The organism is Chryseobacterium indoltheticum, from assembly GCF_003815915.1.
Classification (GTDB): Bacteria; Bacteroidota; Bacteroidia; order Flavobacteriales; family Weeksellaceae; genus Chryseobacterium; species Chryseobacterium indoltheticum.
Map to the genome: position 1 here is coordinate 462,238 of NZ_CP033929.1, position 24,235 is coordinate 486,472.

Annotated in this window: 18 protein-coding genes; 14 read left to right on the top strand and 4 right to left on the bottom strand. The window is 34.9% G+C overall.

What is annotated here, in order from left to right; translation table 11 throughout:
- Nucleotides 1-2 precede the first annotated feature (2 nt).
- The 5 genes from mreC (at nt 3) to EG358_RS02275 (ending at nt 5,336) form a co-directional block, all read left to right on the top strand.
- Nucleotides 3-857, top strand: a complete 855-nt coding sequence (gene mreC, locus EG358_RS02255) for a rod shape-determining protein MreC (protein WP_076561266.1) — start codon at nt 3-5, stop codon at nt 855-857.
- A complete protein-coding gene (locus EG358_RS02260; RefSeq protein WP_076561267.1) occupies nt 850-1,356 on the top strand; it encodes a rod shape-determining protein MreD in 507 nt (168 codons plus the stop codon). Before mreC ends, EG358_RS02260 begins: the two co-directional genes overlap by 8 nt.
- Nucleotides 1,353-3,371 carry a peptidoglycan D,D-transpeptidase FtsI family protein gene (locus tag EG358_RS02265; RefSeq protein WP_076561268.1) on the top strand — a complete coding sequence of 673 codons (2,019 nt, stop codon included), beginning with the start codon at nt 1,353-1,355 and terminating at the stop codon, nt 3,369-3,371. The genes EG358_RS02260 and EG358_RS02265 overlap by 4 nt, the downstream gene beginning before the upstream one ends.
- Before the next feature lie 3 nt (nt 3,372-3,374).
- A complete protein-coding gene (gene rodA / locus EG358_RS02270; protein WP_076561269.1) occupies nt 3,375-4,622 on the top strand; it encodes a rod shape-determining protein RodA in 1,248 nt (415 codons plus the stop codon).
- 132 nt (nt 4,623-4,754) lie between these two features.
- Nucleotides 4,755-5,336: a pentapeptide repeat-containing protein gene (locus tag EG358_RS02275; protein ID WP_076561270.1), complete on the top strand. Its 582-nt coding sequence runs from the start codon at nt 4,755-4,757 to the stop codon at nt 5,334-5,336.
- A 269-nt stretch (nt 5,337-5,605) separates the two neighbouring features.
- On the opposite strand, the gene EG358_RS02280 is transcribed toward EG358_RS02275, so the two are convergent.
- Nucleotides 5,606-6,295: a C40 family peptidase gene (locus EG358_RS02280; RefSeq protein ID WP_076561271.1), complete on the bottom strand. Its 690-nt coding sequence runs from the start codon at nt 6,293-6,295 to the stop codon at nt 5,606-5,608.
- Between the two features lie 340 nt (nt 6,296-6,635).
- Nucleotides 6,636-8,831, bottom strand: coding sequence for a glutamine synthetase III family protein (locus EG358_RS02285; RefSeq protein WP_076561272.1), 2,196 nt, complete (start codon nt 8,829-8,831; stop codon nt 6,636-6,638).
- A gap of 214 nt (nt 8,832-9,045) precedes the next feature.
- On the opposite strand from EG358_RS02285, the gene EG358_RS02290 reads away from it, so the two are divergent.
- The 3 genes from EG358_RS02290 to EG358_RS02300 all read left to right on the top strand — a co-directional run bounded on the left by EG358_RS02290 (nt 9,046) and on the right by EG358_RS02300 (nt 15,815).
- Entirely contained in the window at nt 9,046-11,541 is a 2,496-nt protein-coding gene (locus tag EG358_RS02290) for a toxin-antitoxin system YwqK family antitoxin (RefSeq protein ID WP_115596397.1), read from the top strand.
- Nucleotides 11,542-11,718: 177 nt separating this feature from the next.
- Nucleotides 11,719-13,410: a DUF6909 family protein gene (locus EG358_RS02295; protein WP_076561274.1), complete on the top strand. Its 1,692-nt coding sequence runs from the start codon at nt 11,719-11,721 to the stop codon at nt 13,408-13,410.
- A 563-nt stretch (nt 13,411-13,973) separates the two neighbouring features.
- Complete coding sequence (locus tag EG358_RS02300) at nt 13,974-15,815, top strand: M1 family metallopeptidase (RefSeq protein WP_076561275.1); 1,842 nt, start codon at nt 13,974-13,976, stop codon at nt 15,813-15,815.
- A gap of 446 nt (nt 15,816-16,261) precedes the next feature.
- Here EG358_RS02300 and EG358_RS02305 read toward each other — a convergent pair whose 3' ends face one another.
- On the bottom strand, nt 16,262-16,648 hold the full coding sequence (locus EG358_RS02305; protein WP_076561276.1) for an HU family DNA-binding protein: 387 nt from the start codon (nt 16,646-16,648) through the stop codon (nt 16,262-16,264).
- A 247-nt stretch (nt 16,649-16,895) separates the two neighbouring features.
- Here EG358_RS02305 and EG358_RS02310 point away from each other — a divergent pair, with 247 nt between their 5' ends.
- The 6 genes from EG358_RS02310 to EG358_RS02335 all read left to right on the top strand — a co-directional run bounded on the left by EG358_RS02310 (nt 16,896) and on the right by EG358_RS02335 (nt 22,609).
- Nucleotides 16,896-18,359, top strand: coding sequence for a DUF5687 family protein (locus EG358_RS02310; protein WP_076561277.1), 1,464 nt, complete (start codon nt 16,896-16,898; stop codon nt 18,357-18,359).
- A 99-nt stretch (nt 18,360-18,458) separates the two neighbouring features.
- Nucleotides 18,459-19,202 carry an ABC transporter ATP-binding protein gene (locus tag EG358_RS02315; RefSeq protein WP_076561337.1) on the top strand — a complete coding sequence of 248 codons (744 nt, stop codon included), beginning with the start codon at nt 18,459-18,461 and terminating at the stop codon, nt 19,200-19,202.
- A gap of 124 nt (nt 19,203-19,326) precedes the next feature.
- The gene (locus EG358_RS02320) at nt 19,327-19,887 is read left to right on the top strand and encodes an RNA polymerase sigma factor (protein ID WP_076561278.1); all 561 of its coding nucleotides are present in this window, start codon (nt 19,327-19,329) and stop codon (nt 19,885-19,887) included.
- On the top strand, nt 19,874-20,485 hold the full coding sequence (locus EG358_RS02325) for a hypothetical protein (protein ID WP_076561279.1): 612 nt from the start codon (nt 19,874-19,876) through the stop codon (nt 20,483-20,485). Before EG358_RS02320 ends, EG358_RS02325 begins: the two co-directional genes overlap by 14 nt.
- A 30-nt stretch (nt 20,486-20,515) precedes the next feature.
- Complete coding sequence (locus tag EG358_RS02330; protein WP_076561280.1) at nt 20,516-21,553, top strand: outer membrane beta-barrel protein; 1,038 nt, start codon at nt 20,516-20,518, stop codon at nt 21,551-21,553.
- 9 nt (nt 21,554-21,562) lie between these two features.
- Nucleotides 21,563-22,609, top strand: a complete 1,047-nt coding sequence (locus tag EG358_RS02335) for a S41 family peptidase (RefSeq protein WP_228442357.1) — start codon at nt 21,563-21,565, stop codon at nt 22,607-22,609.
- Nucleotides 22,610-22,736: 127 nt separating this feature from the next.
- Here the strand turns inward: EG358_RS02335 and fumC are convergent, their stop codons facing one another.
- Nucleotides 22,737-24,131 carry a class II fumarate hydratase gene (gene fumC / locus EG358_RS02340; protein ID WP_076561281.1) on the bottom strand — a complete coding sequence of 465 codons (1,395 nt, stop codon included), beginning with the start codon at nt 24,129-24,131 and terminating at the stop codon, nt 22,737-22,739.
- Between the last annotated feature and the right edge of the window lie 104 nt (nt 24,132-24,235).

Consider the following 24,235-nt stretch of genomic DNA (forward strand, 5'->3'; position numbering starts at 1 on the left):
GAATGGGATTTTTGCTGAGATTATTTTCGAAGAATGCTCTTTTTGTATTCTTTATGTTTCTGCAAATTATTGCTCTCATTTTGATATTCTCTAAAAACGCCATGCAGCAATCTTGGCTTGCAGGGCAGACTGCGGCTTTCAATTCCTGGGTTTCCGGGTATATTGATGAAGGTGTTTCTTATTTAAAGCTGAAACAAACAAACGAAGATCTTGTTGCTCAAAATAAGGCCTTAATGGTTGAGCTTTACGGAAAAAAAGGCGCTGCAAATCCACAATTCAGAAAAGTACATGATACTTTGGGTGGTGGCCAAATCTATACTTTTGTAGATGGTGAAATTGTTTTCAACAGCATCAACAGAAGAAATAATTATTTTACAATCAACCGCGGAACAAGAGACGGTGTTTATCCTCAAATGGGGGTAATGTCACCGAGAGGAATTGCCGGAATTGTTATTAATTCTACCGATAGTTATGCCTTAGTACAGTCGGTTTTAAGCGTTAATAAAATCAGAATCAATGCTGCGCTGAAAAATTCGGGATATTTCGGAACTTTGACGTGGAGAGGAGATAACTCCCGATTGATGCATCTGGCAGATGTGCCAAAATATGTTTCCCTGAAAATTGGCGATACCATTGAAACCGATGGGAAATCAGCAATTTTCCCTAAAGGAGTGATGATCGGTAAAATTGCGGGATATACCGTAGATAATAAAACAGGATTTTGGGATATTTCAGTGGAATTAAGCGAGAAAATGGGAGCTTTAAATAAAGTTTTCGTGGTTAAAAATCTTAAAAAAGCGGAGGTTCAGAAAATTCAGGATACTATGCAAGCTGTAATAAAAAAAGAAAATGATTAGCAGAACCATATTTACAGATCTTTTGATCATGGCTTTTCTGGTTGCATTACAGATTTTTGTATTGAACAGAATTACGCTGTTCGGTAAATTCACTCCGGTTTTATATCCGGTTTTTGTGATGTTTTATCCTTTTTTTAGAAACAGATTTCAGTTTTTAGCTTTAAGTTTTTTAATCGGTTTATCAATTGATGCCTTTTTATATTCTTGGGGAATCAATGCTTTGGCAACTACTTTGATTGCTTATTTCCGTACGATAATTTTCCGTACGTCTACAGATACTTCTACCGATTTCTTCTCATTTCAGTCTTTGCAGTGGACGCAGTTTTTACTGTTTCTGTTCTCAAGTATCTTCTTGCATCAGCTTCTGGTGCAGTATATCGAGTTTTTTAAATTCAGCAGAATTTTCGAAATCTTACTTAATGTGTTGGTAACTAGTGGAATTTCCTTTATATTTATCATAGTTTACGCATTAATCTTTAAAATCAAACAGAAAGTTTGAACACACGCCATATAAAAATCTTAACGATTCTCATTGTCATTGCTCTTATTTTTGTAGCAAGGCTTTCTTATTTACAGCTGTTTACAGATCGTTATGCCTTGAATGCAGCCAATACTTCCATCAAAACCGAATATGTTATTCCGCAGCGTGGAGTTATTTTCGACAGAAATGGAAAAATAATGGTGGGAAATCAGCCTGCCTACGAAATTTCTTTTACTCAGGCTTTAATGAAACCAGATTTTGATACTTTGGCTTTCTGTAATTTAATGAAAATTGAGAAGAGTGATTTCATTAAAAGAATTAACTTAATTAAAGCTGAAAAATATTACTCCAAACTCACGCCGATGACTTTCATTAAAGATCTAAGCAGAGAGGAAATAGCAAGAGTTCAGGAAATTATATTCAAATATCCCGCTTTCAGTATCGTTCAGCGTCCTCAAAGACAGTACGAAGTCTCTACTTCCGGAAATCTTTTGGGATATACAAGTGAAGTAAACGATAGAGAAATCAAAAAAGATTCTACTTATTATCTTCCGGGCGACCTCATCGGGAAAACAGGGATTGAAAAATCTTACGAAAAAGAACTTCGCGGTGTAAAGGGAATTAAATATATTCAGAAAGACATAAAACTTAGGAATGTTGGGCCTTATAAAAACGGCTCTTTAGATAAAGATGTTATCACCGGAAAAGATATTACATTGACTATTGACTATGATCTTCAGCGAATGGCAGAAGAAATGCTTGTGAATAAACATGGGGCGGTAGTGGCAATAGATCCAAATAACGGTGAAGTTTTAGTAGCTGCAACAGGACCGGATATTGATCCTAATCTTTTTACCGGACCGAATAAATCTAAAAATCTTTACGCACTTTCAAAAGATACGCTTTACGAAAACAAACCCACTTTCGACCGTTCTTTACAGGCAGGTTATCCTCCCGGATCGACTTTCAAACTGTTGACGGCTTTGGCGGCAATGCAAATGGGAGTAATGGATGAAAATACAATTTTCCCCTGTGGTGGCGGATTTTTCTATAAAGGGAAAAGAATTAAAGGTCACGGTGGAGCAGATCCGTTGATTCCTTCTATTCAGGTTTCGAGTAACTGTTTTTTTACGTATGCATTTATAGCAATCATTAAAAAATATCCCGGAAATCCATCAAAAGGTGTTGACGAATGGAAGAAAATCATGAGCAGCTTCGGTGTTGGGGAATTTCTGAATAATGATTTTGCAGTTGGTGCAAAAGGAAGAATTCCTTCAGGGGATTTTTATGAAAGAAGATTTAAAGCAATCATTAAAGCAAATGGTTCTACCAGAAAGGATTATAAGAATTGGGATGAAATGTCGACGGGTGCCATTTACAACGGAATGGGGCAGGGTGATGTAATGGTAACGCCTTTACAGCTTGCCAATTATGTTGCGGCAATTGCCAACAGAGGTTGGTATTATACACCGCATATTGTAAAATCAATTGATGGAAGACCAAATCCTGATCCGAGATTCAAAAAGAAACATCATACTTTAGTCGATCCAAAACATTTCGAACCTGTTTTAAAGGGAATGGAGGCTGTTGTTTTGAGAGGTACTGCAAGAGGTTTGATGTCTAAAGATTTTACTCAATTAGCAAAAACCGGAACTGCGCAGGTTCCGCAAGGGAAAGATAACTCTATTTTTGTATTGATTGCGCCCGCAGATAAACCCAAAATTGTTGTTGTTGCTGTAATGGAACATGCCGGATTTGGTGCTACCTGGGCCGGACCAGCCTGTACAGTAATTGCTGAAAAATATATTACCGGAGATCTGAAACGTGAACATCTTTACAAAAAAATGATTACGTCGAGCTTCATGCCTGAATATAAAAGACAATGGATTGTCGACCTGAAAAGAAAAGGCTTGTATAAAGAACCTAAACCGGATTCTATAAAATTGAAAAGAATACAAGACAGTCTGAATCTTGTAAAGAAAGCGAAAGAAAAACTGCAAAAAGCCCAAACTGTTAAACCCAAAAAACCGTAAACCATGAAATGGACAGAAGGAATAGATAAATTAGGTTTGGGGCTGTATTTTCTGCTTTGCTTATTTGCAATAGCCAATATTTACAGTGTAGATGAAGGTTTAGGTAAAAAACAGTTGATCTTTTTTGGAATTTCAATTTTTGTAGGGTTAATTATTTTCTTCAGCCGAAGTAAGTTTTTCGAAAATATGTCAGGAATTATTTACATCGGTGGAGTTTTAATGCTTGCCGGCCTCCATGTTTTCGGAACAGAAATTCTCGGTCAGAAAAACTGGTATAAATTCGGGAGTTTTACCATGCAGCCTGTAGAATTTTCAAAGATTGGAACGGCTTTAATGCTTGCAAATTATGTCTCCGGAGCAGATTTCGATCTTAAAAATACAAAATCATTAATAACAGCTTTGGCAATAATTGGTATTCCAGCCGTTGTTGTATTATCAATTCCTGATGTTGGGTCGTTACTTGTATTTACTGCGTTTTTTATTGCATTGTATCGTGAAGGTCTTTCCGGAAAATTATTTTTAATCGGAGGGCTTTTTGGAGCGGTATTTCTTATCGCCAACTATCTTAATGATCCTCTGCAATGGAGTTTGTGGTATTTCACAGTATTTATTATTGTAATTGGCGGATTGTGGTTTGCATTTAATGCAGCTTTTCTCCGCAAAAATATATATACTCTTTTACCAGGAGTAGGCGTAATTCTTTTACTGGCGGCATTGTCATTTATTTCGCCGGTCATTTTCGAGAAACTGCCAAAACATCAACAGGAGCGTGTCGAAGTTTTGTATAAGGGTGAAAGAGAATTTCGTGATACTTCAGGATATAATTTGCTGTATTCAAAGACGGCGATTGGTTCCGGAGGAATGTTTGGTAAAGGATTTCGTGAAGGTTCCGTAACTCAGGGGAAGTTTGTTCCTGAGCAGGAAACCGATTATATTTTCTGTACCGTTGGAGAAGAATGGGGATTTGTAGGAAGTGCAGTTTTGGTTTTTGCTTACATGATTTTCATCGGAAGGATATATTATCTCTCAGAAAAGCAAAAATCTGTGTTTAACAGGGTTTTTGGATATTGCTTTGCTTCCATCCTGTTGATGCACTTTTCTATTAATTTAGGCATGGTTATGGGGCTGTTTCCAACCGTTGGTATTCCGTTACCGTACTTTAGTTACGGAGGAAGTTCGTTGCTTGCCTTTTCTATGATGACTTTTATTTTCTTTAAACTCAATTACGCAGACAAAAACAGCTTGGTGTAAAGCTGGAAGTTTGAAGCGGGATAATGGAAGTTTACAAGCATTGTTCAAAAATGATATTAAATCTGCTCAATCTGTAAAATCAGCTAAATAAAATTTCTATTAATTTTTCCACTAAATAAAATCATAAAATTTATGAGAGAAGCTTACGTTATTGATGACATTTTCGATAATATAAATTTTACAGAACAATCTTTAGAAGTTGGAGAATATGAAAACTGTACGTTCCGGAACTGCAATTTTGAATATGCCGATTTTTCTAACTTTAAATTTACCAACTGTGAATTCGTTGATTGTAATGTAAGCATGACGAAATTAGTCGGAACCGCTTTTCGTGATGTTATTTTTAAAGACTGCAAAATGTTTGGGATGCACTTCGATGACTGTAACGAGTTTGGAATGTCTTTCAGATTTGAAGGATGTGCTTTGAATAATTCTGTTTTCTATAAAACTTCCATCAAAAGAACATTGTTTAAAAATTGTAAACTGATTGAAGTCGATTTTGCTGAAGCTGATCTATCGAATTCTGTATTCTCAAACTGCGATTTTAGCGGAGCAACATTCGAAAGAACCAATATGGAGAAAGCGGATTTAAGAACATCTTTCAATTACATCATCAATCCCGAATCTAATAAGCTTAAGAAGACAAAATTCTCACTTTCTGAGGTTCACGGACTACTTCGTCAATTTGATATAGAAATCGATAAAAACAGCTGATTTAAATTATATTAAACGGAAGTTCATCTACTATACAAATCAATAGGAATGGGCTTCAGCCCGTTTAAAAAATGACAGTATACAAATGGCTTTAGCCAAAACTTATAAACTTTTTGTAGATTCTGGCTAAAGCCAAATTTTTTAAGCAAAATGCTTAATCGTGCTAAAGCCCGATTCTATTGACAGGAGTATTCCAGCCTTATTTTTAAAACAAAAAATTAAAGCCATCAAATTTTGATGGCTTCATTTATATAATCAATTATTTAAGACTAAAAATTAGTAGATGCTAAGTTGTTGTAGTTATCTCCGTTCTCATTGATCACTCTTTTTGCAAACCTGTATTTTGGTCCCCAATAAGAATCATTCAGTGAAGAGATCATTACCCCTTTTGAAGTTGCTGCGTGAATAAATTTTACTTCTCCTTCTTCAGTTACACTTTCTACAATTCCTACATGAGAAATTCTTTTTCCGTGAGAGAAGAAAATTAAATCTCCTTTTTGAAGGTTTTCTTTATCAATAGCTTCTCCTTCCTGAGACTGAGATGCTGCTACTCTTGGTAAAGTAAGACCTGCTGCAGCGCCGAAAACTGATAATACAAATGCTGAACAGTCGATTCCGTTTCTTGTCATTCCTCCGTATCTGTAAGGAGTTCCAAGATAAGTTTGAGCTTCTGTTAAGATATTATCAATCGTCTTATTATGTTTGATCGCTTTTGCGATTTCAGAATTTTTTAAAGAATTTCTAGCGTTTGAGATTGCCACTGCTTTTTCCGAGATAAAAGAGTTGATTAACAACTTTTTATCATTCTCCATCTTAGTATCTATTGCAGCTAGTTTGGCATCTGTTTTGTATTCTTTAGCATAAGTTGCCGGTTTTGAAACTACGTAATTAGTAACGCATGATTGTAGTGATATTGTAGAAACGAAAGCAACTAAATAAAACAAAACTCTTTTCTTCATATATTTTTAATTATCCGTGTTAAAAAGGTATATTTATTTCTCTAAAGCATTACAAAAGTAGATATTCCAGCCAAGACAGCCTCGATATGATTATTGTCAGGTTCTTGATTTAACACAATTTAACATATTGATTAAGTATGTTAAAGAAAAACAAACCGCCACGCGCCTATTTTGGTGATTGAGCGGTTTTTTTTATTAAGATTTTTTAACAAAATATATGCAGTTTCCTCTATTCATCGGATTTTGCTATTTCTCAGTTTCTCAAAAACAGTATTAAAAAAACATAAAAAAAGTTCCCCGGAAAACCGGAGAACCTCACTAATATGGAACTTTACAGATGTTATCTTGTGAATAACATTTCTCTATATTTCGTCATTGGCCAAAGCTCATCATCTACCATCATTTCAAGATCATCAGAAGCGTCTCTGATAATGTCAAATAAAGGTTTTACTTTGTTGCAGTAGTCTTCTGCCTGCGTCTGACTTTCTGTAACAGCTTTTGCTGCTTCTCTCGCTGCGATCAAATCTTCAACGCCTAGTTTAATTTTAGAAACGTTTTGTGAGATGTTGGTAATTAAGCTCATTTGCTCTTTCGCCAAAGTTTTGAATTCTTTGTCTTCAAAAATTTCTTTAAGACCTTTTACGTTCTCAATCAATCTGTTCTGATAATTTAAAGCAGAAGGGATAATGTGGTTTCTTGCGATATCACTCAAAACTCTTGCTTCAATATCAATTACGGTAGAATATTTTTCTAATTTGATTTCGTTTCTTGCTTCTACTTCTCTGTGATTGAAGATTCCTAATTCTTCATAAAGATCAACAAATTTCTGATTCATTTCCTGCTTCAATGCTTCAGGAGTTGTTTTCCAGTTGTTTAATCCTCTTTTTTCAGCTTCTACAGCCCAGTCATCAGAATATCCGTCACCTTCAAACATGATGTTTTTACACTGCTTGATGTATTCTCTCAAAACATTGAAGATGGCTTCGTCTTTTTTCAATCCTGTTTCAATTAAAGCATCAACTTCTTTTTTGAAGTCGTTTAATTGTTTTGCAGCAATCGTGTTCATTACCGTCATAGATTCTGCGCAGTTTGCAGAAGAACCTACCGCTCTGATTTCAAATTTATTTCCTGTAAATGCAAATGGAGAAGTTCTGTTTCTGTCAGTATTATCCAACAAAATTTCAGGGATTTTCCCAACAACATTCAGTTTTAAATCTGTTTTTTCGTCTGGAGATAGTTTTCCTTCTGTTACTTTTTCAAGCTCTTCCAAAACTCTGAACAATTGGCTTCCGATAAATACAGAAATAATTGCCGGTGGCGCTTCATTTGCACCTAATCTGTGGTCGTTGCTTGCAGAAGCGATACTTGCTCTCAAAAGATCCGCATATTCATGTACCGCTTTAATAGCATTTACGAAGAATGTTAAGAACTGTAAGTTTTTTTTAGGATTTTTTCCTGGGCTTAAAAGGTTTTCACCTGTATCAGTTGCCAAAGACCAGTTGTTGTGTTTTCCGCTTCCGTTTACTCCTGCGAATGGTTTTTCGTGGAATAAAATATGGAAATGATGTCTGTGAGCAATTCTTGCCATAACGTCCATCAACAAAGAGTTGTGATCAACCGCAACGTTTACTTCTTCAAACATCGGAGCAAGCTCAAATTGGTTTGGAGCTACCTCGTTGTGTCTTGTAGTAACCGGAATTCCCAATTTCATACATTCGATTTCCAATTCTTTCATGAAGTTCATTACTCTTGTAGGAATAGAACCGAAATAATGGTCATCTAATTGTTGTCCTTTTGCAGGAGAATGTCCTAACAAGGTTTTACCTGTTAAAACTAAATCCGGACGAGATTGATACAATGCTGAATCAACCAAAAAATATTCTTGCTCCCAACCTAAAGTAGGAGTTACTTTTGTTACATTTTTGTCAAAATACTGCATTACGTTTGTTGCAGCCTCGTCTACAGCGTTCAAAGCTCTCAATAATGGTGCTTTGTAATCTAAAGTTTCTCCAGTGTAAGAAATAAAGATAGAAGGAATACATAAAGTAGTTCCCATAATAAATGCTGGAGAAGTAGGATCCCAAGCTGTATAACCTCTAGCTTCGAAAGTGTTTCTGATACCACCGTTCGGGAAAGAAGATGCATCCGGTTCTTGCTGAATCAATAAGTTTCCGCTGAATCTTTCAATAGCTCTTCCACCTTCGATTGGAGTGAAGAAAGAATCGTGTTTTTCTGCAGTAGTTCCTGTTAATGGCTGAAACCAGTGTGTGTAGTGAGTAACACCCTTGCTCATTGCCCAGTCTTTCATCGCTACAGCTACCTGGTCTGCGATGTGTCTCTGGATTTTAGTTCCTTTTTTCATCGCATCCAAAATAGATTGGAATGCTTCTTTTGTCAAATATTCTCTCATGGTTTCTTCTGAGAAAACATTCTGGCAGAATAATTCTGACAATTTTACAGGAACTTCGATAGAGTTATCTTTTCTAAAGTCCTTAAATGGTAAAGTTTCTAACGCTTTGAATCTTAAAGTTGACATATTGGGTTTGATTTTACAGCGCAAATTTACAAAAAATATGGTTTAAAAATAAGATACCCCTATTTTTTTATAAATTTTTATTTTATTTAATGTTTTAAATTTAGATTACCCTTTAAATTTCATGGTGTGTTTTATATTTTGATTAAATTAATTGTTATTGAAAAGAAATGTAAAAGAAGTATAGAATTTCTTAATTTTGAGTAAATCAACTCAAATGATAAAAAAGACGTCCCTTATTATTTCTTTACTATTCTTAAAAATGTTTTTCTGCCAAAATACAGATCCTGTTTATTATGATCAGGATTGGAAGGTGACTTCAAAGGCGAAAGCATCTTATTACAGAGTAATGCCTATGAAACAAATTGGCGAATTGGTCTTAATTCAGGATTTTTATATCAATGGAACTCCGCAGTTTGAAGGATATGCTTTTAAAAAAGATGAAGATGCGTACGTTGGCGATATTGTCTGGTATGATGAATATGGAAATGATGATAATTTCAGGCAATACAGAAATGACACAAAGAACCTTACCTTATTATATTATCATCCAAATGGTAAGATTAGAAAAAAAGTTCAGTATAAAAATGGTGTGAAAGAGGGCGAAGCTTTAATTTACGGTACCGATGGAGCAATTTTAATGAAGGGAACTTATACAAAAGGAAAACCGACAAGTGGAAGCTTTGAAAAAGTAAAAAATAATGACGATTACGATTATAATTCAAAATCTGATGATGATAATGATAAGCCGAAGGTTCTCACAGAAGCCGTAGTTCTTCCGCCATCGCCGGCTTTAGCACAGACGGATGAAGTTTCTTCGCAAATAGTAGAAGTTGTGGCTCCGACAGAGATTCCTATTGAAAACGTTTCTACCAGTAAGTCGAAAGATCGAAAAACCATTTCTGAAAAAATATTTTGGAAAGATTCAAAACAACTTGCTCAGGAAATACTTTATGAGATCAGTTTTTACAGCTTTAAGCCGATTGGACAAAAAAATTACGACAAATCGGGAAAGCTTATTCAATCCTTACAAGAAAATCATTTTGAAAAATATGGAAATGGGGTTGCAAATGGGACTGAATATGCTTATTATCTTCAAAACAATTTTGCAGCAGGTGTAAAATCTGCTTCAAAAATCATTGATGGAGAAAAAACAGGTAAGGAAACTCTATATTTTCCGAAAGGTGAAACTTATTATGAAACCAATTATCTGAACGGTCTCAAGGATGGTGAAGAAATTGAGTATTCTGAAAAGGGAACGGTGAAAAACAAAAGAGTATATAAAAAAGGTAAGCCTTTTAATGGAAATTTTGATGAGCGTGTCGGAGATATTTATGTCAATGTAAATTACACAAATGGTACTAAAGAAGGAGAAGCGGTTGCAAAAAATGAAGATCAGCAAATTATAGCCAAAGGAATTTATAAAAACGGAAAACCTTATAACGGAACTTTTGTTATTGAAACCGGCGATAACATATCGGAATTAATTTCTGTAGAAAATTTTAAGAAAAAAGGATTGCAGAAAGTTTTCAGTTACAGACTAGAAAATTTACAAAAAACCTACACTATTCAAAATGAAAAGCTAAATGGAGTAACTACTTTTTATAATGATGGCAAAATTGCAGGAACCTTAGAGTATAAAAATGACGAGCCTTACAATGGAACTTTAGTTAATGATGACAAAAATTCAGTTTACAAAAACGGAAAACTTATCGAAGAGATATTTTTTGAAGATCATTATAATAAGGACAATATTAAAAAGCAAAAATTCTACGAAAACGGAATTTTGGTGAAGGTTAAAGATTATTCTTTTAGTATTACAGAAAAACCGCAGGAATTTTACGAAGGTATTTTTAAAAATGGTAAACCTTTTTCAGGGTATTTTGAAACCGATTATAGTCGGGAGTTTAAGCAGGTTGATTATTTTGAAAATGGAATTCCCAAATTTCAATATTCAAATGATTATCTGAAAAATATGGATAATTACAGACATCAATATTATGATGTCAAATCAACGTATAAAGACGGAAAAATATTTGACGGTGCAGAATATATCCTGAATGAAAAGCAGTTTACAATCAAATACTGGAAAAACGGAGTCTTAAAAAGTTTTGATTGGGATCTGTTTGCGATGCATTATTTTAACAGGCTTCATTTTGAACTGAAGAGTAATGCTATTGAAGTCAGCGATATGCAGGCAAACAGAAAGGCGGAGATTAAAATAGGACAATCCCAAAACACTTTTAATAAACAACTTTCAATCGACGGAAAAGTCATTGATGACACAAGAAAAGATTATTTAGAGTCAAAATATAAAGAAGGCATTATTGCTTATCATGAAAAAGGAGGGAAAATTATTTCGACGGCTATAAACCCAATGGATGAATCGATGGAGGCTACCGAAGGAACGGAATTGTTTTATAAAGTTTATATGATGGTGAAAGAAAGCGCAAGTCTTCAGGAGAATTTCAATCGTTTGGCAGAAAAAGTATCAGGTAACAAATTTATCGAAGAAACAGAAGAAAACAACATCATTACTGGAATTCAATTAGATGCTGAAGGAAAACCAAAAGACGGAATTTTAATTACTCCTACACAAAACAATACATATACTTTGCAATTGTATATAAATAGAAAGCTGATAAAAACCGTAGAAAATGTTAGTTATAATAAAGTAAAAGAAGAAGCAAGGAAGCTGGAAAGAATAGATTAAATATTATTTCTAATATGAAGAAAACTTATTCTAGTTTTCTTTCACAACAGAGCCGTAAATATTAATTTTAAATCGTTTAAAAATTTAGTTTAAATGATAATCGTTTGATTTAAAGTAGTTTAAATTATTAAATATATTTTACGTAACTTAGCAGACTTTTTATAAAAATTTTAATATATGACAAATTCTAGAGCAAGAGAAACTACCGAGGCAATTGAAAGACTATACATATCTATGAGACACCTGTTTTATAGAGGTTTTTTTAAGCCGAGCGGAGTTTCTGGAGAAAGCATTAGAAGTTTGTTGAAGATGATCAATCCGGAAATTTACGGTACCATGAGCATTCCAAGCAAATTGGAATTGGATGGTTTGATGTATGTTTTAGACAGACTTCCAGAAGGTATTGAAGAATGCGCTTTCATTCATCTTACATCAGATGAAGGTTTTGACAAAGGAAGTTTCGAGCCGATCGTTCCTAAAAAGAGAAGAAGAAACTGTTACCGAATCGACGAACATCAGATGAACATCGAAGTTCTTTTGGGTCGTTCAGAAATCTATGATATTCTTACGCATTTAACGTTCTTATTTATAGAAGCAGATAAAATTCGTAACCTCGCATTTATTCAGGATGAAAACTGGAAGCCGACAAGAGCTTTCAAGATCATCGAAGAAGTTGTAAAAGGTGAGAAAAAATTCAGCAGAAGAGAAAAAGAAGTGGCTTTGATTCATCTTTCATCTTTAATAGGAAGAACTTTTGATGAAACTTTGAACGCTTACAATACTTTCGGCGACGATGATAATCTGGATAGATTATTCAAAATCATTTACCACTTAGGAAAAGTAAGTTTGGAAGATGCTAAACAGAGCCGTGAAAGAGAAATTTATTTCAGTGCAATCCTTAAAGAAAGAGTAGGGCACCACTATTTTGGAGAGAAATGGGCTCACAAAGTGAAAGAAGTTTTGTTTGAAAACGATCTTCATATGCGTCCGTTACACATTATTTCGGCAAACATGCACTCTGTAAAAAATATGCTGTACGGAAATGATGCTTTAAAGAAAAAAGATACGAAAGAAGTAGATTACAAGCTGTACGGAGATATTTCAGATAAAAAAGATCTTCGTGATAAAGTTTCAAAATATGCTTTGGATGAAGGCTTAATCTATATTAATGATAAAAGTGGAAGTAACATCGACGTTCAGATTATCGATTTAAGCAAAACCAATCTTAAAAATACACCTTTCGGACATTTGAAATATGACGGAGACGATGTCATCATGGTCTTCGATTATGCATTTGGCGAACAGGCTTTTGAGGTGATGGATGAATTGCTTAGGCCTTTTGAGCAAAAAGGCGAAGTATATATGATGAAGGTGAAATCGGTTTCTATTATGGGGAAAGCCGGAATTCTTGAAGGTGGAAAAGGAGACATTATGATTCCTACTTCTCATATTTTTGAAGGAACGGCAGACAATTATCCTTTCGAAAATGCTTTGAAATTGGAAGATTTTGAAGATGATGAATTAAATGCTTTTGAAGGACCGATGATTACCGTTTTGGGAACATCCCTTCAAAACAGAGATATTCTTCAGTATTTTATGAATACTTCTTGGAAGGCGATTGGTCTTGAGATGGAAGGTGCACATTACCAGAAAGCAATTCAGGTGGCGTCAAAAATCAGACATCACATTGCACCGGATCTTTTTGTGAGTTACGCTTATTATGCTTCAGATAATCCTTTGGAAACTGGAGCTACGCTTTCTTCAGGAGGATTGGGATTGACGGGAGTAAAACCAACATATCTGATTACTTTAAGAATCCTTGAAAAGATCTTACAAAGCGGAAAGAAAGAAATTTCATCTAAAAAATAATTTACTTTAAATTAAAAATCAACCTCAAGTGTTTTTGCATTTGAGGTTTTGTTTTTTCAATACGTATAATGCCAATTGCTTGGGTTTAATATCTCGCCAAAATTCAGCAAAATTAATTTCCCCATCTTAAAAGAGTGCAGTCTTGACGAATGTCAAAAGAAATTTTCCACCCTTTAGGGTTGGGGAAAGGAAATTTCTTTTTAAACGTATTAAAGAATCTCTAACATGTTTAATACTCTCCAAATCAAAATTAATTTTCCATCCCAAAAGAGTGTAGTCTTGACGAATGTTAAGAAATTTTCCACCCTTTAGGGTCGGGGAAAGAAAGTTTCTCTAAAAAACAGCAATAAATTCCCGCAGATTTCTCTGACGTTCACAGATTTTTTTACGTATTCATCTGTGTTAATCCGTGTGATCTGCGGGAAATATAAATTCACCAATTCTACAACAGAAAATTTTAACATTATCATTATTAAATAATCAAAGCACACAATAGACCTTAAATAATCACATTTGAGCTTCTTTTAAAAATTACTTACCTTTAAAAAAATAAAATTATATCAATGAGAAAATCGTTTATAATCCTTTTTGCATTTGTTATTTCGCAGTTTCAGGCACAGCAAAACGCCTATTATCAGCAGGCTGCACAATATAAAATGGATATCGACGTCAATGCAGAAGAATTTACTTATAAAGGAACTCAAACCTTAAAATACCGCAACAATTCGCCAGACGAACTCAATGTGGTGTATTTCCATTTGTATTGGAATGCTTTTAAACCAAACTCAATGATGGATCAAAGAGTGGCAAGTCAGGGAAAAAATGGGGATTCAAGATTACAGAAAGAAGGAATTTCAAGATTGGCTTCAATACCAAAAAACGAAGAAGGTGCACAAAATATCCATTGGATCAAACAAAACGGCAAAGAGCTGAAGTTTGAAATCCAGGAAACTGTAATGAAGGTTTATCTAAATGAAGCTATCAAGCCTAATTCAAAAACTACCTTTATAATGGAATGGGATGCTGTAATTCCGCAACAAATCCGAAGAAGCGGAAGAAACAACCGTGAAGGTGTCGATATGACGATGACGCAATGGTATCCTAAAATTGCAGAATACGATTATGATGGTTGGGCAACTTTTGATTATATAGGAAGAGAATTTCACGCACCGTTCGCAGATTTTGATGTGACGATTAAAATAAATAAAGATTATGTTGTGGGAGCTGGAGGAACACTTTTAAATCCAAAAGAAGTAAAAGGCTATGATGCTTCAGCACAGATTAAAGCTGATCAAAATAAAGCAACCTGGAAATGGACTGCCAAAAACATGCTCGATTTTGCCTGGGCTGCAGACAGGGATTATTCGGTAGAAAGTTTCGATGTTCCGCAGGGTCCGAAAGTGTATTTTGTGTATCAGAAAAACGATAAAACAAAGGCTTGGGATGAAGCAAAACCGTATGTCACCAGATATTTCCAGATTATGAATTCTAAATTCGGGAAATATGCTTATCCGTCTTATGCTTTCATTCAAGGGGGTGATGGCGGAATGGAATACGGAATGTGTACCATGATTTTGGGTGAAGCCAAAAATATTGAAGATTTGATGGGATTGATGGCTCACGAAGGCTCTCACTCGTGGTATCAGCAAATGCTGGCAACCAACGAACCTGTGAGACCTTGGATGGATGAAGGGTTTACAAGTTATGCCGAAAGTTACGTGATGCATCAGCTATTCCCACCAAAAGATAACCGACCGAATGCTTTCGTTGAAAAGATTGATGCCTATAGAAAGTTTCTAAAAAAAGGAATTGAAGAGCCTGCAGTTTGGTTGGGTGATCACCACGATAATGGAACAGCATATTCTTATGCCAGTTATGTGAAGGGTGAATTGTATTTGGTACAATTAGGATATATTGTTGGAGAAGAAAATTTATCTAGAATCATGACTGAATATTTCAAAGAATGGAGCTTGAAACATCCTACCGACAGAGACTTCCTTCATATTGCACAAAAAGTTTCGGGGATGGATCTGAAATGGTTTCATCATTATTGGATCAACACCACAAAAACCATTGATTACGGAATTAAGGATGTACAATATGGTGCTCAATCTACAACGGTAACTTTAGTTAACAACAGTCAGATTCCGATGCCGATTGATTTTAGTGTCATTACTGCCGATAATAAAATAGTTAATTATCAGATTCCGTTAAATATGACGCATACCTGGAAAACCAAAGATGCATTCGGAGAATTTACTACTTTAAAGTATTGGCCTTGGACGCAGAAAGAATATACTTTCACAGTTCCATACAACAAATCTCAGTTGAGAGTTTTAGGAATAGATTTCAGTCACAGATTAGCAGATGTAAATCCTGAAGATAATTTTGTTGAAGTGAAGTAATTAATAATGGTATTGTAGCCACCGTCACTTCGAGTAGATTTTTGGAAAAAATCATATCGAGAAGTTATAGTATAAATGCCCGAAGAAATTCTTCGGGCATTTTGTTTATATTTTATTTAGCTGCTCTATTTCTTTTTTCAGCCGTTGGTTTTCTTCTTTTAATGAAGCAATTTGATCCGACAGGCTTTCTGTAATTTTATCAGAGCCATTATAATTATTAGTTCGATTTTGAATCAAATTATTACTTCAATTTTCTTTCAATGTATTTTTTTATTTGCCGGGTAACCTTCTTCTGGCTTTACAATATCATCCAGTTCTATAATGCTTATTCCAAAATCCTTTCGACGATTATACAAAAAGCTCCCGTCGATTTACACAAATCCACGGGAGCTTTTAGAAAAAGCAGGCGTGCAATTTTAAAATGCACGCCTGCTTTTTAAAATTGCTTACTTAGCTTTTTCAAACTTGACAACAGCAAGCATTTCTTTAAGATCAATTCCGGGACGGAAAGCGATTTTTGCGCTTTTAATCATAGAAGAATTAAACTTGTCGGCGGTCTCGGCTCCTTCGCTGCTCAACGTTAAGCTGAAAGATCCGAAATCTCCGAATCTTACAATTCTTCCCTCGGAAAGATGCTTAGCAAGTGCTTTCGTCAAATCGTTCAATACGGCTAAAACATCGGTGTCGCTTACTGTAGTAGAGCCGCCTGCAATTTCTTTACTGAGGCTACGGAAAGTAACTTCACCTGTAGATTTTGCATTGGTGTAGAATTTCTTTGGAGCTGTTTGATCAGAAGGGTTTCCCTTCTCACTTAGTGAATACTGTACTGGCATATCATTGTGTTTTTAATTGTTAATGGTATCAAATATACTATTTATAATAACATAGTGTGGGTTATTTGTATTAATTATGGTGTAGTACTGCGAAAAATACATTTATAAGTGCCCAAATGTTGTTTAGAATAAAATTGAAAACCTTTTTATGAATCTTAATTATTTGAAATTGCGACTATCCCCATATTTAGTGACAAATTATGTAACAATTTTAAACTTTTCTTTACTAATATTTAAAAAGTAAACTATGTTTAAAAGATTTTTGAAGCTGGAATGGAAAAGTTTTTTTAGAGGATCTTCGGTCGGTTTGAATTTGCTGATGAAGATATTCCGAATGATCGGGATCTTCTACTTTATTTTCTGTTTTGCAGGAATGGCTTTCCTGGCTTATTTCTATGTAGAAAAAGAAATGGGAGAAAACCCGCTGAAGATGGTTTCCCGATTCCTGATCATAGCCTGGGTGGTAGATCTTATTTTTAAATATATAGTTCAGCAGCTTCCTACCCAGAATATAAAACCTTTTTTGACGTTAAATATTCCTAAAAAAGTAGTGGTTAATTATACTTTGATCAAAACTTTTTTAAGTCCGTTCAGCTGGATGAATTCCTTTTTCTTTATTACTTTTTGCGGAATAATGCTCTTCAACGGATATGGTACTTTAAACACGATTTCCTGGTTTGTCGGCGTTTCGCTTCTGTTTTATCTCAATAATTTTCTGAATTTCCTTTTTAACGATAAAGAGAAAATTGCGATCGGCGTCGGAGTAATTATCGCGGTAGTGTCGTTATTGACGTACTATGATGTAATCCCGACATTGTTTTATTCGGAAACGTTTTTCTATACTATTTTTGAAAAGCCTTATTTTGTGCTCATTCCGATTGCATTGTTCGCAGGATTGTGGAAAATAACATTCAATTATATCCGCAAAGGTTTTTATCTTGATGAAGGTCTTGAAGCCAAAAAAGTGGTTGGTAAAACCGAAAATATAGATTTTCTGAATAGATACGGCGCAATAGGAACTTTTATTAACAATGATATTAGAATGCTGAAGAGAAACAAGGTGACGAAAGGCATTTTGCTCGGTAGTTTTATGTTTGTGTTTTACGGATTATTAATGTTTACTAATAAATATTATCAAACGCCTACAGCATTAATGTTTATGGGGCTTTTTGTGACCGGAGGCTTTCAGTTTACTTTTGGGCAGCGTGTTCCGTCTTTCGACAGTGCGTATTATCCGTTGATGATGACGCTCAATGTTCCGTATAAAGAGTACATCAAGGCAAAATGGTGGCTGCTGAATATTGTCACTGTATTTTGTATTGTGCTGGCGCTTTTCTACGCATATTTCGGATGGGATGTGTACTTCGCCTTTTTTGCAGCGGGGCTTTACAATATCGGTGTCAATTCACAATTTACTCTTTGGTCGGGAGCTTACAATAAAACCCAGGTTGATCTTAATTTAAAAGAGAAAAGAGTAGGGCAAAAAAATAGTTTCAGCTTTAAAGCCCTGATTCTTATGATTCCTAAAATGATCTTACCAATGGCAGTTTACGGCGCAATGAATTACTTTTTTGGCATTCAGGCGGCAGTAATAAGTATCGCAGCATTGGGGCTGTTGGGATTCGTTTTACGCGAAAAAATATTCGATATTATTATTAAAAAATATAAATCTGAAAAGTACAGCACTTTAGAAGCATTTAAAAAAGATTAACAGCTAAAGAGCCAAGGTTAAAGTTAAAAGTAAAAGTGAATTGGTATGTCAAAATATAAACATCCATCACCTAAAATCAAACATCCAATATTCAACAACATGATTACAATACAGAATTTAAAAAAGACATACGGAAATGCAACCGTTCTTAATATAGAAAATCTTGAAATTCAAAAAGGGGAAACTTTCGGCTTGGTCGGAAACAACGGAGCGGGAAAAACTACACTTTTCAGTCTTGTTCTTGACCTTATTCAGCCGACAACAGGCTTTGTAAGTGTTGATAATATCAAAGTAAACGAATCTGAAGCCTGGAAAAATAAAGTTTCAGCGTTTATTGATGAAACCTTTTTGATCGGTTATCTTACTCCTGAAGAATATTTCTATTTCATCGGCGAATTGAGAGGGCAGAATAAAGCTTCGGTAGACGAATTTTTAAAGCAGTTTCATGATCTTTTTAATGGTGAAATTGTAAACTCAGGAAAATACGTTCGGGATCTTTCAAAAGGAAATCAGAAAAAAGTAGGAATTGTAGGTGCTTTAATTGGTAAGCCGGAAATCATTATTCTTGACGAGCCTTTTGCGAATCTGGATCCTTCTACACAAATCAAGCTAAAAAATATGATTCGTGATTTTGCAAATGAAAATGGAGTTACTTTTTTAATTTCGAGTCACGATCTTGCGCATACGACGGAAGTTTGTAATAGAATTGTGGTGGTCAATAAAGGAGAAGTTGTGCGTGATATTCAGACCACTCCTGAAACCTTACAGGATCTTGAAAAATATTTTGCTGATCAGGTAAGTTTAGGCAAACAGGAAATATCTACAGAAAAAACATCTCTTTAAATATAAATTCTTAAAAAAATATATTATTCATTTTCAGTTGGTTATGTTGTTTTAATTGAAAAAATAAAATTTTCTGTAACCATTTTAAAGTTTTGCTGTCTTTACTATAGAAACAGAATAAACCATGAAGCTTTTGTTTAATAATAAAAAAGAGGATTTGCTAAGCCGCCTTAAAAGGCAGGAACCGGCTGCGCAGAAAATCTTTTACGACCAGAGTGTAAAAAAATTTCTGAGTGTAGCCAAAAGCTACGTCAGCGATTTGTATCAGGCGGAAGATTGCGTGATCAAAGCATTTTGCAAGATTTTTAAACATATAGAAAGCTTTCGTGGTGAAGGAAACTTTGAAGGTTGGGCTAGAAAAATTGTAGTCAACGAATGTCTTAATTTTATCAAAAGCCGCAAGACGGTTTTTTATCTCGACGACGTTCATGCTTCTGTTTTGGAAGATTTACATGAAGAGGTAATCGATTTTGATTTTAATGCTCAGGAACTTTTAGATCAGCTTCCGGATGCGTACAGAATGGTTTTTAACCTTTATGTGATTGAAGAATATTCGCATCAGGAAATTGCAGATACGCTAAATATTTCTTTGGCAGTAAGCAAAACACAACTCTTCAGAGCAAAAGAAAAATTGAGAAAGGTTTACTTTCAACAACAAAAAAAACTGAAAAATGAACACGTTTAAAAATAATTTGGAATATCAGATCAAAAAGCAGATCGAGGAGCGGGAAGTGACTCCTTCAAGAGATTTGTGGTCAGAAATTCAGTTTCAAACCGAAAATACTAGTTCAAAAAAATCTAGCCTGAACTGGGTGTTGCTTGCCGCATGTTTTGTTTTGGTATTTGGCTTAGGAGCGGTTTTGTTTTTAAATAACGAATCCGAACCCAAAATACAGGTTGCTGAAACAGTGAAAACACCTTCTTTGAAAGAAGAAAATGTAAAAACACAGCCTGAAAAAATAAATTCACAGGAAATTATCGTTAAAGAGGATCACGGAAAATTGTCTCAGATAAAAAATATTCCTTCGGAAGAAAAAGTCGAAAAAGTAGTTCCTGTCAACAATAATCTGCCTTTATTTAAAGAAAATCCTTCAGCTATCGCTTCACACATTACGCTGAATTCGCCAACAAAAATTATGGCGAAAGCTGACTCTGTAAAGACTCAGAAAAAGAAAAGATATGTAGATCCTTCGACGCTGCTTTTCTCGGTAGAGCATAAAGATGTTATCGAAAAATCTAAGGACGGAAGCAATGTTGCGACCATCGACCTCAATACAAAATAATTCAATTTAAACTAAAAAAAATATAATATCATGATTAAGAAATTTATCATCACAGGAATGTTGTGCCTTGTTGCGACCTCAATAAATGCACAAAGAAAATCGTTAAGTTTAAACCTTCAATCAAAAGAAGACACTACGGTTAGCCCGATTGTAAAGGAGAAGGTGGAAGAATATGCTACACGAATCAATGCCATTATTCAGGAAGAAAAGAAACTGATGGAATCTGAATTGTTAGTTCTTCAGGCTAAAAATTTAGATAAAGCCGATTTTGATAAGCAAAAAGCTCAGATTGCAGATAACTATTCACAAAAGATTGACGAGAGAATTGAAACGTTGGGTTTTGATTTGGATCAGGTCATTCAGAAACAGGTAAGATACTCACTTTTGAATTCTGATGTGACTTCAAACGAAGAGTTAAAAGAAAAAATACTGAAAAAGTTTCGGCCTAAAAAAAGCTTTGACGGATATGTTTCTTATGGAATCATGACGTTGACGAATGATAAAGCAGATAATGATTTAGATAAAAACTTAGGTTACGCCAATAATCTTGAATTTGGTTTTAAATTCAATTATCAGTTTGGCAGAACCAGTCCGTGGGGGTTGATTTCCGGATTAGGCTTTTCCTGGAGAACCGTTCGTCCAGATAATAATATGGTCTTTACAAAACAAAACGGAGAAGTTTCACTATCTAAATTTGAAGGAAGTCTTGATAAGGCTAAATTAAGAACAGGTTATATTATGGTTCCGCTTGGTTTTCAATATAATTTCTCTAAACTGAAAAATGCAGGAATGGATGTTCAGTACAGACCCTATTCAGATGGTTTCAGGGTGGGAGCGAATATGTATGGCGGAATTAAAATGTCAACCAATAATATTGTGAAAGGAGAAGATAAAAATATCAGAGACCGATCAAATTATCAGGTAAATCCTTTTGTTTACGGGGCTCAGTTTACAGTATCGTATGATAATATAAGTCTTTTTGTGAAAAAAGATTTCAGCAACTTCTTTAAAGATTCTTATTTTCAAAATGACAAAGCTTTGGTTTTTGGAGTAGCTTTGGGATGGTAATTTAGATAAATGGATCAATCAACAATAATGACTAAGCTTTTAGGACTCATCTGCGTTTTCTGTCTCACGATCAATATCAATGCGCAAAGAATAAAGACGTCAAAAGACAGTACAAAAGTTTTCTATGATAAAGTGTTTAAATCGTTAGAAGTAGCGTATTTACACAAAAAAGATTTTGACTGGAAGAAATTAAAGGCTGAAACATTTAAAAATCTTGAAACGGCAAAAGACTTTAAAAGTTCTTTAAAAGAATTGAAGGTTTTGCTTGATAAAATTGGGGCAGATCATTCTAAGGTAATGTATCAGGGGAAAAATTATGGTCCGACAGTAGATATTCAATGGGAGAACTTCAGTGATGCGTGGATGATAAAATTTAAAACTAAACCAGAATTCGAAGCAAAAGTTTTAGATGAAAAGTATGGTTACATCTTAATGCCAAATATTTCGTTTGATGATTTTAGTTCTGAAAATGTTCATAAAATTGCTCAGCCTTTATATGACAAAATAGCTCAATTAAAAGCTAACAATAAATTGGAGGGGTGGATTGTAGATCTTCGCTTCAATACAGGCGGAAATTTAGCGCCAATGCTTTTGGCTTTATATGATTTGTTAGGCGATAATGTAGTTTGGGGAACTCTTGACGGCGATAAAAAACTGATTAATTCTACAAAATTAAATAAAGGAGTTTACGATCAAGGAGAAAAGAAACCTTCTTATATAAAGCCAAGTGGAGAATTGATAAATAAATCTAAAGTTGCAGTAATCATTGGCGGATTAACGGCAAGCTCCGGAGAAGTGACGGCTTTGGCTTTTAAAGGAAGACCGAGTACCATTTTTATAGGAGAAAAAACTTTAGGGAAAACAACTTCCAATATGGTGGTAACTCTGCCTTTTGATGCCAGAATGCCATTAAGCATTGGGTATGATTGCGATAGAAATGGGAATTATTATGAACAGATAATACCAGATATTGCTGTTTCAAAGCAGGATAATTTTGATGATTTGTTACAGGATAAAAATATTCATGAGGCAATACTATTCTTCAACAAAAAATAATTATGATAAATTGACGAATTTTTCAATTTGGTATAAGAATTGAATATAAAAAAATAACATTCACATTAACAAACAAAAACACTCCGCGGATCTTCTGTGGAGTGTTTTTGTTTTATCAATATTTAATCTATTTTAGGCTTCCCACCATGTCTTCAGGCTTCACCCACTCGTCAAACTGCTCAGAAGTCACAAAGCCAAGATTGATGGCTTCTTCTTTCAGTGTTGTTCCGTTTTTGTGAGCGGTTTTTGCAATTTTTGCAGCATTCTCATAACCAATGTGCGTATTCAAAGCGGTAACCAACATCAAAGATTTATCTACCAGTTCTTTGATTCTTGCGTGATTCGGCTCAATCCCAACGGCACAATGATCATTAAATGAAATACATGCGTCCGCAATTAGCTGAGCAGACTGTAAGAAATTGTAAGCCATTACCGGTTTGAAAACATTCAGTTCATAATTTCCCTGCGTTCCTGCAAACGAAATCGTTGTATCGTTTCCTAAAACCTGCGCACAAACCATTGTTAAAGCTTCATTCTGCGTCGGATTTACTTTTCCCGGCATAATTGAAGAACCCGGCTCATTTTCCGGAATATGAATTTCTCCAATTCCTGAACGTGGCCCTGAAGCCAATAATCTGATGTCCTGAGCGATTTTGTATAAAGAAACCGCTAGTTGTTTTAAAGCTCCGTGAGATTCTACAATTGCATCGTGAGCAGCCAAAGCTTCAAATTTATTTTCAGCCGTTACAAAAGGAAGATTAGTGAATTTTGCAATATATTCTGCAACTTTTACGTCGTAACCCTGAGGTGTATTTAAGCCTGTTCCAACTGCAGTTCCTCCCAAAGCAAGTTCTGAAAGGTGTGGTAATGTGTTTTTTAATGCTTTGATTCCATAATTCAATTGGGCAACATATCCTGAAAATTCCTGACCTAAAGTAAGTGGAGTAGCATCCATTAAATGCGTTCTTCCGATTTTTACAATGTCTTTAAATTCGATTGCTTTTTTGTTCAACGTATTTTTTAGTTTCTCAACTGCAGGTAGGGTTACCTCAACCACTTTTTTATAAGCCGCAATGTGCATTGCAGTTGGATAGGTATCGTTTGAAGACTGTGATTTATTCACATCATCATTCGGATGAACTTCCGATCTATCGCCTAAAGTTCCGCCATTGTTTACATGTGCTCTGTTGGAGACCACTTCGTTCACATTCATATTCGATTGTGTTCCCGAACCGGTTTGCCAGATCACCAAAGGAAATTGGTCATTCAGTTTACCTTCTAAGATTTCGTCGCAAACTTTTGCAATCATATCTCTTTTTTCGGCAGGAAGAACTCCCAAATCGGTGTTTGTAAATGCCGCAGCTTTTTTTAAATAAGCAAAAGCTTCGATGATTTCGTGTGGCATAGAACCTTCCGGACCGATTTTGAAATTGTTTCTTGAACGTTCCGTTTGTGCGCCCCAAAACTTATCTGCAGGAACCTGCACTTCACCCATGGTGTCTTTTTCTATTCTGTAATTCATTGTGAAATTGTTTAATTAAGGTTTAGGCTGAGCTTGAGTTTAAGCTTAAGAAATTTTTACTCTAAATCTTAACCTCAGCCTCAATTCATAAAGTTAAGCAATGC